The 11,545-nt window shown below is 36.8% G+C and carries 20 protein-coding genes and 1 other RNA gene; 5 read left to right on the top strand and 16 right to left on the bottom strand.

The genetic code is table 11. From position 1 onward, the window contains the following. Window positions 1-8 precede the first annotated feature (8 nt). The 9 genes from AB5Y61_RS04120 to AB5Y61_RS04080 form a co-directional block, all read right to left on the bottom strand. On the bottom strand, window positions 9-398 hold the full coding sequence (locus tag AB5Y61_RS04120; RefSeq protein ID WP_061604983.1) for a helix-turn-helix domain-containing protein: 390 nt from the start codon (window positions 396-398) through the stop codon (window positions 9-11). Between the two features lie 20 nt (window positions 399-418). After that, window positions 419-616, bottom strand: coding sequence for a hypothetical protein (locus AB5Y61_RS04115; RefSeq protein ID WP_368403262.1), 198 nt, complete (start codon window positions 614-616; stop codon window positions 419-421). Continuing rightward, the gene (locus AB5Y61_RS04110) at window positions 616-1,509 is read right to left on the bottom strand and encodes a phage replisome organizer N-terminal domain-containing protein (protein ID WP_368403261.1); all 894 of its coding nucleotides are present in this window, start codon (window positions 1,507-1,509) and stop codon (window positions 616-618) included. Before AB5Y61_RS04110 ends, AB5Y61_RS04115 begins: the two co-directional genes overlap by 1 nt. A 14-nt stretch (window positions 1,510-1,523) precedes the next feature. After that, window positions 1,524-1,937 (bottom strand): single-stranded DNA-binding protein, encoded by a 414-nt coding sequence (gene ssb / locus AB5Y61_RS04105; RefSeq protein ID WP_368403260.1) that lies wholly within the window; start codon window positions 1,935-1,937, stop codon window positions 1,524-1,526. After that, window positions 1,930-2,229 carry a DUF3310 domain-containing protein gene (locus AB5Y61_RS04100; protein WP_256263201.1) on the bottom strand — a complete coding sequence of 100 codons (300 nt, stop codon included), beginning with the start codon at window positions 2,227-2,229 and terminating at the stop codon, window positions 1,930-1,932. Before AB5Y61_RS04100 ends, ssb begins: the two co-directional genes overlap by 8 nt. Next, window positions 2,226-2,435, bottom strand: coding sequence for a hypothetical protein (locus AB5Y61_RS04095; RefSeq protein ID WP_368403259.1), 210 nt, complete (start codon window positions 2,433-2,435; stop codon window positions 2,226-2,228). The genes AB5Y61_RS04100 and AB5Y61_RS04095 overlap by 4 nt, the downstream gene beginning before the upstream one ends. Further along, complete coding sequence (locus AB5Y61_RS04090) at window positions 2,422-2,700, bottom strand: hypothetical protein (RefSeq protein ID WP_368403258.1); 279 nt, start codon at window positions 2,698-2,700, stop codon at window positions 2,422-2,424. The genes AB5Y61_RS04095 and AB5Y61_RS04090 overlap by 14 nt, the downstream gene beginning before the upstream one ends. After that, window positions 2,697-2,864: a hypothetical protein gene (locus tag AB5Y61_RS04085; RefSeq protein WP_368403257.1), complete on the bottom strand. Its 168-nt coding sequence runs from the start codon at window positions 2,862-2,864 to the stop codon at window positions 2,697-2,699. The genes AB5Y61_RS04090 and AB5Y61_RS04085 overlap by 4 nt, the downstream gene beginning before the upstream one ends. 69 nt (window positions 2,865-2,933) lie before the next feature. Then, entirely contained in the window at window positions 2,934-3,242 is a 309-nt protein-coding gene (locus tag AB5Y61_RS04080; protein WP_368403256.1) for a hypothetical protein, read from the bottom strand. 52 nt (window positions 3,243-3,294) lie between these two features. Here AB5Y61_RS04080 and AB5Y61_RS04075 point away from each other — a divergent pair, with 52 nt between their 5' ends. Continuing rightward, entirely contained in the window at window positions 3,295-4,017 is a 723-nt protein-coding gene (locus tag AB5Y61_RS04075) for a DUF4145 domain-containing protein (RefSeq protein ID WP_368403255.1), read from the top strand. Window positions 4,018-4,074: 57 nt separating this feature from the next. Here the strand turns inward: AB5Y61_RS04075 and AB5Y61_RS04070 are convergent, their stop codons facing one another. Both AB5Y61_RS04070 and AB5Y61_RS04065 read right to left on the bottom strand, forming a co-directional pair. Continuing rightward, window positions 4,075-4,821, bottom strand: coding sequence for a phage antirepressor (locus AB5Y61_RS04070; RefSeq protein WP_368403254.1), 747 nt, complete (start codon window positions 4,819-4,821; stop codon window positions 4,075-4,077). A 1-nt stretch (window position 4,822) separates the two neighbouring features. Then, window positions 4,823-5,008 carry a helix-turn-helix domain-containing protein gene (locus AB5Y61_RS04065; RefSeq protein WP_070594941.1) on the bottom strand — a complete coding sequence of 62 codons (186 nt, stop codon included), beginning with the start codon at window positions 5,006-5,008 and terminating at the stop codon, window positions 4,823-4,825. A gap of 273 nt (window positions 5,009-5,281) precedes the next feature. On the opposite strand from AB5Y61_RS04065, the gene AB5Y61_RS04060 reads away from it, so the two are divergent. From AB5Y61_RS04060 to AB5Y61_RS04045, 4 genes are all read left to right on the top strand, one after another. Next, window positions 5,282-5,626 (top strand): helix-turn-helix domain-containing protein, encoded by a 345-nt coding sequence (locus AB5Y61_RS04060; protein WP_368403253.1) that lies wholly within the window; start codon window positions 5,282-5,284, stop codon window positions 5,624-5,626. Between the two features lie 11 nt (window positions 5,627-5,637). Then, on the top strand, window positions 5,638-6,018 hold the full coding sequence (locus AB5Y61_RS04055) for an ImmA/IrrE family metallo-endopeptidase (protein WP_155167831.1): 381 nt from the start codon (window positions 5,638-5,640) through the stop codon (window positions 6,016-6,018). Window positions 6,019-6,031: 13 nt separating this feature from the next. Then, window positions 6,032-6,526 (top strand): hypothetical protein, encoded by a 495-nt coding sequence (locus AB5Y61_RS04050; protein WP_368403252.1) that lies wholly within the window; start codon window positions 6,032-6,034, stop codon window positions 6,524-6,526. A gap of 124 nt (window positions 6,527-6,650) precedes the next feature. Further along, window positions 6,651-7,736, top strand: coding sequence for a tyrosine-type recombinase/integrase (locus tag AB5Y61_RS04045; protein WP_368403251.1), 1,086 nt, complete (start codon window positions 6,651-6,653; stop codon window positions 7,734-7,736). 151 nt (window positions 7,737-7,887) lie between these two features. On the opposite strand, the gene ssrA is transcribed toward AB5Y61_RS04045, so the two are convergent. From ssrA to rpoD, 5 genes are all read right to left on the bottom strand, one after another. Beyond that, window positions 7,888-8,236, bottom strand: a transfer-messenger RNA (tmRNA) gene (gene ssrA, locus AB5Y61_RS04040). A 102-nt stretch (window positions 8,237-8,338) separates the two neighbouring features. Then, window positions 8,339-9,133 (bottom strand): hypothetical protein, encoded by a 795-nt coding sequence (locus tag AB5Y61_RS04035; RefSeq protein ID WP_368403250.1) that lies wholly within the window; start codon window positions 9,131-9,133, stop codon window positions 8,339-8,341. A gap of 9 nt (window positions 9,134-9,142) precedes the next feature. Further along, window positions 9,143-9,850 carry an ABC transporter ATP-binding protein gene (locus AB5Y61_RS04030; protein ID WP_049483884.1) on the bottom strand — a complete coding sequence of 236 codons (708 nt, stop codon included), beginning with the start codon at window positions 9,848-9,850 and terminating at the stop codon, window positions 9,143-9,145. Between the two features lie 172 nt (window positions 9,851-10,022). Then, entirely contained in the window at window positions 10,023-10,352 is a 330-nt protein-coding gene (locus AB5Y61_RS04025) for a metal-sulfur cluster assembly factor (RefSeq protein WP_049483885.1), read from the bottom strand. 309 nt (window positions 10,353-10,661) lie between these two features. After that, a partial coding sequence (gene rpoD, locus AB5Y61_RS04020; protein WP_368403249.1) for an RNA polymerase sigma factor RpoD occupies window positions 10,662-11,545 on the bottom strand: 884 nt, incomplete at its 5' end.

Here is an 11,545-nt window from a genome sequence, read left to right as displayed (position 1 = left end):
ACCTCTTTCTATTTTTTCACAAGTTTTAGATTGCCAGTCTCTTTGCCTTTTTTGTTTAAATCTGCATAGAATTTCAATAGCAATTTATCTTTCCCTGTAATTTTGCTTAACTTCTTCAATGATCCGGTGCATAAATAACGTCCGTTCTCATATAGCTTATAATCAGCTAACTCATCTGCATCACCCATGAGAGAGTTCTCTCCGATTTGAAAATATTGGCAAATCAGTAGTATGTGACGTTCGTGTACTTTTATTTTGCCAGTCAATAGACTGCTTATTGTATTCATTGAGTAGCCTATTTCTTCGGATAATTTTCTAGCTGTTAAGTTATGGCTTTTCATTAAGAGCTTGAGTTGCTCTTTGAAATGTTCTATCTGATTTTTGGTGTAGCCTGCCATGATACATTACAACTCCTTTTTCAATTATCAATTTCTACTGGATAGAATGTACCGAATGACTTTCTTAAAGCATTTCCTACCTGGATAGCTACCCCACGAGATGCGAATTTCATTGCTTTCGCTTCCTCAGAGAAAGAGACATCCAAACCAGTGGTCCCAATCACTACAGATTTTACAAATGGTTTTGCTTGTTTTGATCCATGTTTTAAAATAAACATTACTTCCCATCCTTTTCTAATTTCTGTAGCATTTTATTTTTTGCTTCCTCCAAAGCTTTTTTCTCTTGATCACTTGTTTGATTGGTATAATTTGGTTTTGACCAATCTGGAACGTTTGATTGTTGCTTTGTTGGTTGTCCTTTTGTTTTGCTTTCCTGAAACTTCCGTTCTCGTTCGTTTACTGCTGCAATTGATAACAATCCATCGTTTTTCCAATTTTGCAAAATAGCTCTAATATAGCTGAAATTTCTTTTACCATTGTCAGCGGCCAAACTGATAGCTTTTAAAACTACATCTGGTTCCATACCATCCAGAGTGATGAATTCTTTTAAAGTTTCAAATTGGATTCCATCAATTGGTGAAATACGAGACTGATATTCATCTACGATGATTTTGAGCGTATTTTTATCTAAATCTTTCTTTATATCTATCTCTATTTCTTTCTCTATCTCTAACTCTGGTGGATGTTCGTCCGACATTTGTCCGGACAAATGTCCCAACAATATTTTTTGTTTTTCCTTCTCAATTCTTCTGCGATAGTCACGCTTTCTATCAGCTTCCGTGTTCGATTTTCCAATAAATGATTCAATGTCTAGCATAAAAATGGCGCCATTATCCAAAACATCAATTAGGTTCATTTCCTTGAAAATGCTGACAGCTTTTTCTACTACTGCCACAGGATGCCTTGTTATTTTTGAAAGCATTTCAGAATTGAATGGGATTCGATCATTGAACATCAACTTACCATTGTTTTTCAATGACCTCAGATAGAGTTTGATCAAAATGTTAGAGTATAGAAAACCATCTGGCATGCTTTCCAAAATAATCATTTCATCACTGTCATAAAAATTTTCTTTCACTCTCAGATAGTAGTATTTCTTATTATCTGACATTTCATTCCTCCATTCTAGAATGGTAAACCATCATCAGGGATATTCATTTGATTACTCTCAAATGAAGGAGGCATTTGCTCATCCATAGAGTTCCGGTTGGCTGAATTGTCACGCTTTTCTAAGCTTCTGAAACTATCAATAACAACTTCAGTGACATAGACACGTTGACCTTGCTGATTCTCATAATTACGGGTTTGGATATGGCCAGTGATTGCTACCAGATTTCCTTTCTTGATCCAGCTTGCGAAGTTTTCCGCTAATTTCCGCCAAATCACGCAATTGATAAAATCTGCATCATATCCACCATTTTGATTTTTAAAATTTCGATTTACAGCAAGTGTAAATTGTCCAACCGCTTGATCTTGAGGTGTTCGATGTAGTTCTACATCACGAGTTAAGCGGCCGATAAGTACAACATTATTAATCATTTTTACCTCCAATCAATGCATCTGTCTTTGACAATGCTTCTTCTACCTTTTTCGATGCCTCTAGCTGAAGCATTATAGCCTTCTCTTTCTCGATCAACCAATCCATGTGAACCTTTGCTTTCTCCAAATCCTCAATCCCATTTTTTTTGCGATAGCGAAGGAGGTATTTTAGGGTATTACCCAAATGATATCCTGTTAACTGTTCATCATTCATGAAATTGCGATGAACATCAATTGCTTCTATGCCATTCCGGCCTTGGTAATGTTTTGGATTTTTTACATTGTCGTTCATAGTTCAGACATTCCTTTCACTGTTCTTTTTTGATGAATTTCTGACATTCTCTTATTCCACATTTCACGCTGATATTTTGCTGATTTGTAATACTTCATTTTAGTCTTTTGGCGAACGATTACTTCACGCATCACATAGATTGTGAATACTGAAAGTAAAATGTATGTTACAAGAGCTACTGCTAAAATAATTTCAATTGTTGTCATTTTCTTCTACCTCTTTTGTTTCTTTTTGCGGGAAAAGTTCCCGGTTGAATTTGTTGATCATCACATCTTGAGCCTTATTGGTCTCTTTGATTTTTTCGATACTTTCGGCCCAATGACCTGTACTTTCAAAGTTCATTTGGACCGCATTTTCTAGATCCTTGATGTGCTGTTCTTGTTCGTACATAATTTTCATTGTTGCGCCTGCAAATAATAAGAATAGTGTTGTAAGTGATAAAACAGTAAATTTTAATTGTTTTAAGCTCATACTCTAATCACCCCATCATTCTTAAAATCCAGAGCCATCTGATGGAGTTTATTTTCAAATTCATTGTCTGGCAATTTCATCAATTTGGCTTTTTCTTCTACTTTTAATGTCCTATTGGCATCTTGCCAATCCATCAATTTTAGTAATCTTTTAATAGGATCCATTTCTTCTCCTTCAAATTGTGTTATAATTAGTTTATAGTTCTTTCAAAGTGCCTTTCTCAAGGCGCTTTTTTATTTTTGCAAGCTTCGACAGAATCGCTGAGCATCTTCCAAATTATACAGATACTTCCCACCTTTGCCGGACTGTTGAAATTGAAATTTCCCTTGATCACGCCATTCTTCCAGCTTGGTTCTTCCCCAGCCAGTAGATGCTTGCAACTCTTTGATGGACACCCATGTAATCTGTCTGCTTGTTCTGCGTTTAGCTTCTTCCATTGCTTTGATGTTTAGAGATACAAGTTCTTCAAAGAGTTGATTAATATAGTTCTCGTTATGTGTTTGAGTTATTTGATTTAGAATAGGATATTGCATTGTTTTCATCACGTCCTTTCAAATTTTGATATAATAAATGTAAAAAATATAAGAGGTTAATATGCAAAAATTTGATATTGATTCAATAAATTATCTTGCTGGAGATGGCGGGCACTCTCGTCCATTCTCTTGCCCTTTTTGTAATGGAATAGCTGTGCATGATTGGAAATACGAAATTTTGAATTTTTCGAATCATCAAGCGAATATTTTACATGTTGGTAAATATTTAATTTTGGCAAAGTGTCAAGGGTGTGAAGAGGTTTCTATATGGTTAACAGAGGAGTTAACAAATATAATTTCTAGTCCTACAGAATTTTTTGGGGAAGATTCTCCTGAACTTCTTTTGTATCCTTTCACTACTCCTGATCTTCCAAAAGCAAATGAAGATATGCCAGAGGATGTTAAAAGAATATATGATGAAGCTTGTCTTGTTTTGAAAGCTTCTCCTAGATCGTCTGCTGCTCTTTCACGCTTAGCAATAGAGAAATTAGTAGATCATTTAGAAGCGGACGGGAATAATTTGAATTCAAAAATTGCTGATCTTGTTTCAAAAGGGTTACCAGTACGAATTCAACAAATGCTTGATAGTGTCAGAGTTATCGGGAACAATGCTGTTCACCCTGGAGAAATAGACCTGTCAGATAATGCTCAACTAGCTTCTTCACTACTGAAATTTATTAATTTAATTGTTGAGAATCAAATCAGCCAACCTAAAAGAATTAATGAAATTTATAATAATTTGCCAGAATCTAACCTAAAATCTATCGAAAGAAGAGATTCATGATTTTTAAACTATTACTCACAGCCCAATAAAGGGCTTTTTTATTTAGTTTCACTCCCGTTACTCCTGTTCAATCAATGGTAGAATGTCATGTTTTTTCAATAGTTCATACAAGAACAGCCGGCCTTTTTGAGTCCATACTGTCTGCATTCTGACCCTACCAGAAATTTCAATCGTCTTGCTATCCGTGTATCCTTTAGCCATGTACTTTCTGTATAGAATCCATTGATTATTCACTTTGTGTTGGATTCCTAAAGAGTTCAAAAGTTGATTGAATTTAATAGCGCTCATTCCATAGTCAGCAGCTATTTGAGTAATGACAACAGCAGATTTGCTTTCAATAATTAAATCCAAGTAGCGTGCCTGTTCCTGTGCTTGTTCCAACTCAATTTCCAGACGGCTGTTTCTCTCCCGTTCGTGCTTTAGATCTGTTGCTAATCTAATGATCGTGTCAGGATTTAGCAAAGCTTGTTCAATCATGCTATCTGTAAGGTATCCCCCGTGTTTCCGTATTGCTGGAAGGACCTCACTTGTAATCCATTTTTTGAACTCTTTCGCTTGTGGTAATTTGCTCGCTAATATTAATGAATACAAACCTGATTCATTAATGATTATCATATTTCGATTTTGACCTGATGCACTAAATTGATGCATTAGCTTATCATCATCATCAACATGACTTCTTATTGCATTGTCTGCTCTTGAATATCCCAAAATATCCGCAACATCTTTTCCAACAAAATAAGGTTCACTGTTTAAGATTATTGTGCGGACCTGTTTTCCGTTAAAATTAAAAATCTCATTCATTTTATTCCTCCATCAAGTCGCTTATTGATACACCAAGATATTTAGCGACCTTATTCAATGTTTGGGAAAGCGGAATGCTCGAATTCCATTTTCTGATGCTTCCATTGCTAAGATCCAGATCTCTTTCTATTCGATAAATAGAAATATTGTTTTCTTTTGCTATTTTTTTAATTTTGTCATATAGCATCTTTTTCTCCTTTCTTTGGAAAATTTTATAAGAAAATTATCTTTTTTATTGACAAATAATAGAAAATATTCTACTATTAGGGTATAGAAAAGAACACTACTAAATAGGTTTTGATATCTACTGTCTTGGCGGACCACGTTGATATGTGTAAAACTTATTTATAGCTTTGAATTTAACTTACAAGAATAGTATAATAGAAAATTTTCCTCTTGTCAACAGATAAAATAGAAAATTTTACATTTTTTGTAAGTTTTTTTAAAAAAGGAGGAAAAAATGAGTCTACTTGATAGAATCAAGTTATTGGCAGCTACTCATCAGATGACCATGGCTGAACTAGAAAGAAAGCTAGATTTCAGCAATGGTAGTTTAAGGAAATGGGGAAGCTCTATGCCTAGCGGTGACAAAATAGAAAAGGTTGCTGATTATTTCAATGTCTCTACAGACTACTTATTGGGAAGAACTAATAACCCGAATATCGCAAACCATGGTTATGCTTCTGCACCATTGGATCTGCGTGATATTGCGGCTCAATCCATGCTGTTTGATGGAAAACCACTTACAGAAGAAGATATTGATTTCATCACTGCTGTTCTTGAGGCTCATTTAAAAAATAAATAGAGGTACATTATATGACAGTACAAGAGCTTTGTGCCAAAGAAGGCGTAAATCTCTGCTACTTTGATGGAAGTAATTGGCACAGTCCTGGATTTTTCAATCCTGCTCTAAATATTCTAGCCCTAGACATTAATTTGTCAGTAGAAGATCAAAAACAAGTAGCTCTTCATGAATTAGGGCATAAAGAACATACTCCTATTCAGTATGAGTTGAATAGGGAGCTTTGCGAATTACAAGCTGATAGAAGCATGATTCATCATTTGCTTGAAGAAGAATTGAAGCTAATGGATGATATTAGGGATTTTAATTATCTTCATTTTATGGAGAAATACAGTCTGAAAACCATCGCTAATGAAACGATGGTTAAAGACGAGTTTAATTCACTAATTAGTTAAATAGGAGGATCTAATGAAAAAAAGTAAGCCTTTTTATAAACAAGTTTGGTTTATTATATTTATTATTTTGGTTGTTATTGGCGGTATAAGTTCTTTAACTAAACCAAAATCAAAAACTACAAGTAGTACGGAAACTTCTGCTACTATAAAAAACAACACATTCAAAATGACGGATAAACTTGGGGAAGAGTTCGCAATTTATTTACGAGAAAATGCTGAAGTCTTAAATAATGGTGAAAAAATTGAATTTGCTACAGGTGGAAATTCTACTAATGTTTCTGTCCGTGTTGGTGAAGCGTGGAAATATGAAAGTGTAAGCCGTAAAATCTATCTTGCCAATTCATTCTTTAAACAAAAAAATGAGCTGTTTAAAAAATGGGCAAAAGAAAACAACTATAAAATTAACCCAGAGAAAGATATTCCTGAATTAATAGTTAAAGTTTCTGATGCAGATAAAACAACAATTGCTCAAGAGCATGGTGGAGAGATGAAGATACTTAATAATTAAGTAATCAAAAAATCCCCACACTCGCCTTCGCCAAAAATTGAGTGTGAGGAAACTTGTGATAAGAAAAGCCATTAAAAAGGGCCTTTTCTTATACCCATTTTATCAGGAAATGAGGTGAAATTCAATGGAAATAAAATCATATAAAAAGAAAAATGGCGATACTGCCTACAAATTCCGGGTCTATATCGGTAAAGAGAATGGAAAGGATAAGTATGTGAAGCGTCAGGGCTTCCAGACAAAAGCCAAAGCAAGAGCAGCACTTCTCCAACTTCAAGCTGACCTTGAAAATAGCGAGGAAATCACTGTCAAGGAAATCACTGTTGAGGAAGTCGCTGGAAAATGGCTCAAAGAATATGCTGACACAGTACAGGATAGCACCTATATCAAGACCGAACGGAATATAAAAAATCATATCTATCCGACTTTAGGAGATAAGAAGATTTCTACTCTCACTCCTCTGCAACTTCAGGAACAAGTCAATGAATGGTCCAAAAAACTTGTTTATGGACGTAAAATGAAAGGCTTGATGAATAACATATGTAAGTACGCTATCAGACATGGCTACATCTCCACCAATCCGGTTGAGAGTGTAACAACGCTTGTCAGAAAGCAAGTAGATACAGATAGCGATTTTTACGACAAGGAGGAACTGAAATCTTTCCTTGAGTTAGTAGACAAAACAGATGAACTGAGAAAGAAAGTCCTCTTTCGTCTTCTAGCCTTTACAGGAGCTCGAAAAGGGGAGGTTTTAGCCCTCAAATGGGAAGACTGGACCAATAACACTCTGAGCATAAACAAAGCCATCACAAGAGGATTTGGCGGGGAATCTGTCGGTCCTACAAAAAACAAAAGTAGCAACCGATTGATCAGCTTGGACGAAAAGACAAGTGAACTACTCACAGAGTGGAGAAAAATGAATCCTACTACTACTTTTATCTTTGAGAATGAATTTGGAAAACCAATACCAGGAACACTACCACGGAAATGGCTACAACAAATTGTCAAAGATTCGGATGTACGTCCTATTAGGATCCACGGCTTCCGACATACACATGCCAGTCTATGCTTCGAAGCTGGAATGACACTCAAACAGGTCCAGTATAGACTTGGACACTCAGATTTAAAAACAACCATGAACATCTATACGCACATCACCAGAGAGGCTAAGGATGACATTGGTGAGAAATTCGCAAACTATATTGATTTTTAAACAAATAACAAAAAACAGACCCTTTGGATAAAAAAGGGTCTGTTTTTGGGTCTGCCGGTTTCAAAAAGGTTCAAAAAGGAATAGAAAGTATAAAACAAAAAACGTTGTTTTTACAACGTTTTAGAAACTTTTAGAAAACTTTAGAAAGTATATATGGAGCCGGTGGGAGTCGAACCCACGTCCAAACACCTGCCAGCATATTTGTCTACAACCATAGGTTATGTCTTATTTTAACAGCTACATGACACATAACTCAAGCCCTGTACCTGCGAGTCTATCACTCTCTTATCTAACTCCTAGACAAAGTTAGATCGTATCTCGCTAAAATAAAGACCTGTCATCAAACACGAGCGATTCGAATCGGGTCACGCCTGCTGGTGTTTAGGCAGCTAAAGCGTAAGAATTATTATTTTTTGCAGTTATATTTAACTGGCGTTTTACATCCGCTAGATGAGTTGCAAAATATACCTCATAATGCCTGTCGAATCCGTAACGACCCCAAAACGAATACAAATAGTATATCAAAATCTAGCTAAAAATGCAAAAGAAAAAATTGAACAAGAAACCTTCCATTGGGAAGTTCCTTGCTCAATTTGCTGTACTTATTGAAGATTCAACTTGTACTTGCTGATATAGTGAATGGTGAAGTACATAGAAACAATTTTAATGACTTCATAAATGAGACCTGGAATGAAGTTAATATCAATATAATCGGAGTTTCCAATCAATAAAGCATACGTGACATTCACAGAATCTTTGAAAGGATTAAAGATCGAACCAATAATACTTAAAACAAGGCACAAGAGGAAACCAAACAAAATAGCTTTAAGGCCTCGACGATTTTGGAACAGTTGCCCAAGTGCAATCGACACATAAAACATCAAGATCCCTGAAGCTGTTGTAAAGATCCACCATACAATCAACCAAATAATAAAGGAATCTCCAAAAATGTTAGATAAAAGAGTAAATACTGGAGTAAGTTCTCTTCCCATCACAGAACCCATAACTAACAGAGTAACAAATCCACTAACAAAGAGAAGAAATAGACAGTAGAGACTGGCTATCAAAGCCCCAAAAAATTTAGATAAGAGAATCGCATGTGGGCTAGCCGGAAGGGTCCACGTCAAATATCCCTCACGTCCATATAGGTTCGTATAGAAACGACGAATAATAATATAGTAGTTACTGAGATAGAGACCTACGATCCCTATTACAAGAATCAGTGCAAAGATCCCTTCAACCACTTCACGGGTATTAGTCCCATAATTTTGAATATCTGTGCTACTATTTCCACCAAATACTCCTGCTAAGACTGACATTCCCAAGGCAATCAGGGTGATTAACAAATACCATTTCCCTGTTGACTTAAATTCGTATTTTAATAATTTACCAAACATGGGTTCCTCCTAATAAACACGGAATTGATCACGGAAGATCTCATCGATTGATTTTCCGTGTTGATTGCGTAAAACGGTCGTATTTTCATGCAAAAGAATTCTTCCTTGGTTGATGAAAATAGCTTCATCTAAAACCTGCTCGATATCAGCAATCAAGTGAGTAGAAATTAAGACTGAAGAGTTTGGACGTCTGTTTTGAATAATGGTCCGCAAAATATAATCACGCGCCGCTGGGTCAACTCCACCGATTGGTTCATCAAGAACATACAAGTCAGCTTCACGACTCATCACCAAAATCAATTGCACTTTTTCCTTATTCCCTTTTGAGAGTGTATTCAATTTTTGATTTGGATGCAAATGCAAATCGTTGAGCAACTGGTAAGCACGTTGTACGTTAAAATCTGTATAAAAATCTTGGAAATAACGAATAGCATCATTAATTTTTATGTTTTCATTCAGGTAAGTGGTATCTGGCAAATAAGAAACAACTTTTTTAGACGCCGGGGAAGGTAATTGTCCATGGATATAGATATTTCCAAGACTTGGTTGCAACAAACCATTAATCAGTTTAATGATGGTTGTTTTCCCGCTACCATTAGGGCCCAAGAGACCAATAATACGGCCAGGTTGGATATTTAAACTAACATCCATGAGAGCAACTTCATGCCCATAATTCTTTGTCACATGGTCCAAGTAGACCAAAGGATACTGATTCATGTAAATCTCCTTTATTTTCTATTTATGTTATTATACCTTGTCGCTTTGATGATTGCAACTTTATCTGAAAATTTACTAATAATTTGTAAATGGTTGCTCAAGAATACAGGTGTAAACAAATCAGAGGTTAGGGAAGCCCCTAACCTCTAATTTATTTTGATGAATAGAATTTTTAACTAATTCCAAGTGCGATCCGTGCATAACGGCTCATCTTTTCAACCGTCCAAGCAGGGTACCAGACCAACTTCACATCCACCGATGTTACTTCTTCTACTTCTGCTAAAACATCATGGATTTGATCCGTTAGCAGATCTGCCAATGGGCACCCCATGGTCGTCAAGGTCATATCAATGATGGTTGCTCCAGTTTCTCCGTCAAAATGGATCTCATAGACTAGACCTAAATTGACAATATCAATCCCTAGTTCCGGATCAATTACTTCTTCCAAAGCATTTAAGATTTTATTTTTAATTCCTTCAATTTGCTCAGTTGTATAAGCCATTTGCTACTTCCTTTTTGTGCTATTATCATTCGATATACTAGGTTTATAAAACTCACTAAACCTTGCTATGTTCTCATATCTTGGTGACCGTTAAAAATGTCCACTGGACCTAGGTCGCTTTTTCATTTCTTGGCGACCGTTAAAAATGTCCACTGGACCTAGGTCGCTTCTTCATTTCTAGGCGACCGTTAAAAATGTCCCCCGGACATTCCTCGCTTCCGAATTTCTCGGCTCGGGTTAAAAATGTCCCCCGGACATTCCTCGCTTCCGAATTTCTCGGCTCGGGTTAAAAATGTCCCCCGGACATTTTTAATCCTCAATAAAATCACGCAATGGTTTGCTTCTGCTTGGGTGGCGGAGTTTGCGAAGGGCTTTGGCTTCTATTTGACGGATCCGTTCACGGGTCACGTTGAAGACTTTCCCCACATCTTCCAAGGTCCGCATTTTTCCATCATCCAAACCGAAGCGGAGACGAAGCACGTTTTCTTCCCGATCTGTCAAAGTATCGAGGACTTCATCCAACTGTTCACGTAGAACCACTCGAGTGGTGTAGTCTACTGGATTTTCAATCACTTCATCTTCGATGAAATCTCCCAAATGGCTATCGTCTTCTTCCCCGATTGGCGTTTCCAAAGAAACAGGCTCTTGGGCAATCTTCAAGATTTCACGCACCTTATCAGGCGTCATATCCATGCGTTCAGCGATTTGTTCAGGCGTTGGGTCTTGTCCCAATTCTTGCAAGAGATTGCGTTGTTCACGAACCAACTTGTTGATGGTTTCCACCATGTGTACAGGAATTCGAATGGTGCGGGCTTGGTCTGCAATGGCACGAGTGATGGCCTGACGGATCCACCAAGTCGCATAAGTTGAGAACTTAAACCCTTTGGTATAGTCAAACTTATCAACGGCCTTCATCAAGCCCATATTTCCTTCTTGGATCAAATCCAAAAATTGCATTCCACGACCAACGTAGCGTTTCGCAATGGAAACAACCAAACGAAGGTTGGCTTCTGCTAGACGCTGCTTGGCTTCCAGGTCCCCTTGTTCTACCAGAATGGCCAATTCTTGTTCCTCTTCATTGGTCAACAGAGGAACGACCCCAATTTCTTTCAAGTACATCCGAACTGGGTCATTGACCTTGGCTGAGTTACTTCCAAGCAATTCCTCATCTGACAACTCCGGCTCTTCTTCAT

This window comes from Streptococcus parasanguinis, from assembly GCF_040908565.1.
Taxonomy (GTDB): Bacteria; Bacillota; Bacilli; order Lactobacillales; family Streptococcaceae; genus Streptococcus; species Streptococcus parasanguinis_AC.
The sequence above is the reverse complement of the archived record's forward strand: the minus strand, read 5'-3'. Positions and strand labels throughout refer to the sequence as shown.

Coding starts and splice junctions, on each gene's coding strand:
- AB5Y61_RS04045 (WP_368403251.1), top strand. CDS start 6,651: ATGGAAATAAAATCATATAAAAAGAAAAATGGCGATACTGCCTACAAA.
- ssb (WP_368403260.1), bottom strand. CDS start 1,937: ATGATTAATAATGTTGTACTTATCGGCCGCTTAACTCGTGATGTAGAA.
- AB5Y61_RS04070 (WP_368403254.1), bottom strand. CDS start 4,821: ATGAATGAGATTTTTAATTTTAACGGAAAACAGGTCCGCACAATAATC.
- AB5Y61_RS04050 (WP_368403252.1), top strand. CDS start 6,032: ATGAAAAAAAGTAAGCCTTTTTATAAACAAGTTTGGTTTATTATATTT.
- AB5Y61_RS04115 (WP_368403262.1), bottom strand. CDS start 616: ATGTTTATTTTAAAACATGGATCAAAACAAGCAAAACCATTTGTAAAA.
- AB5Y61_RS04100 (WP_256263201.1), bottom strand. CDS start 2,229: ATGAACGACAATGTAAAAAATCCAAAACATTACCAAGGCCGGAATGGC.
- AB5Y61_RS04110 (WP_368403261.1), bottom strand. CDS start 1,509: ATGTCAGATAATAAGAAATACTACTATCTGAGAGTGAAAGAAAATTTT.
- AB5Y61_RS04035 (WP_368403250.1), bottom strand. CDS start 9,133: ATGTTTGGTAAATTATTAAAATACGAATTTAAGTCAACAGGGAAATGG.
- AB5Y61_RS04080 (WP_368403256.1), bottom strand. CDS start 3,242: ATGAAAACAATGCAATATCCTATTCTAAATCAAATAACTCAAACACAT.
- AB5Y61_RS04090 (WP_368403258.1), bottom strand. CDS start 2,700: ATGAGCTTAAAACAATTAAAATTTACTGTTTTATCACTTACAACACTA.
- AB5Y61_RS04095 (WP_368403259.1), bottom strand. CDS start 2,435: ATGACAACAATTGAAATTATTTTAGCAGTAGCTCTTGTAACATACATT.
- AB5Y61_RS04075 (WP_368403255.1), top strand. CDS start 3,295: ATGCAAAAATTTGATATTGATTCAATAAATTATCTTGCTGGAGATGGC.
- AB5Y61_RS04030 (WP_049483884.1), bottom strand. CDS start 9,850: ATGAATCAGTATCCTTTGGTCTACTTGGACCATGTGACAAAGAATTAT.
- AB5Y61_RS04085 (WP_368403257.1), bottom strand. CDS start 2,864: ATGGATCCTATTAAAAGATTACTAAAATTGATGGATTGGCAAGATGCC.
- AB5Y61_RS04060 (WP_368403253.1), top strand. CDS start 5,282: ATGAGTCTACTTGATAGAATCAAGTTATTGGCAGCTACTCATCAGATG.
- AB5Y61_RS04065 (WP_070594941.1), bottom strand. CDS start 5,008: ATGCTATATGACAAAATTAAAAAAATAGCAAAAGAAAACAATATTTCT.
- AB5Y61_RS04120 (WP_061604983.1), bottom strand. CDS start 398: ATGGCAGGCTACACCAAAAATCAGATAGAACATTTCAAAGAGCAACTC.
- AB5Y61_RS04055 (WP_155167831.1), top strand. CDS start 5,638: ATGACAGTACAAGAGCTTTGTGCCAAAGAAGGCGTAAATCTCTGCTAC.
- AB5Y61_RS04025 (WP_049483885.1), bottom strand. CDS start 10,352: ATGGCTTATACAACTGAGCAAATTGAAGGAATTAAAAATAAAATCTTA.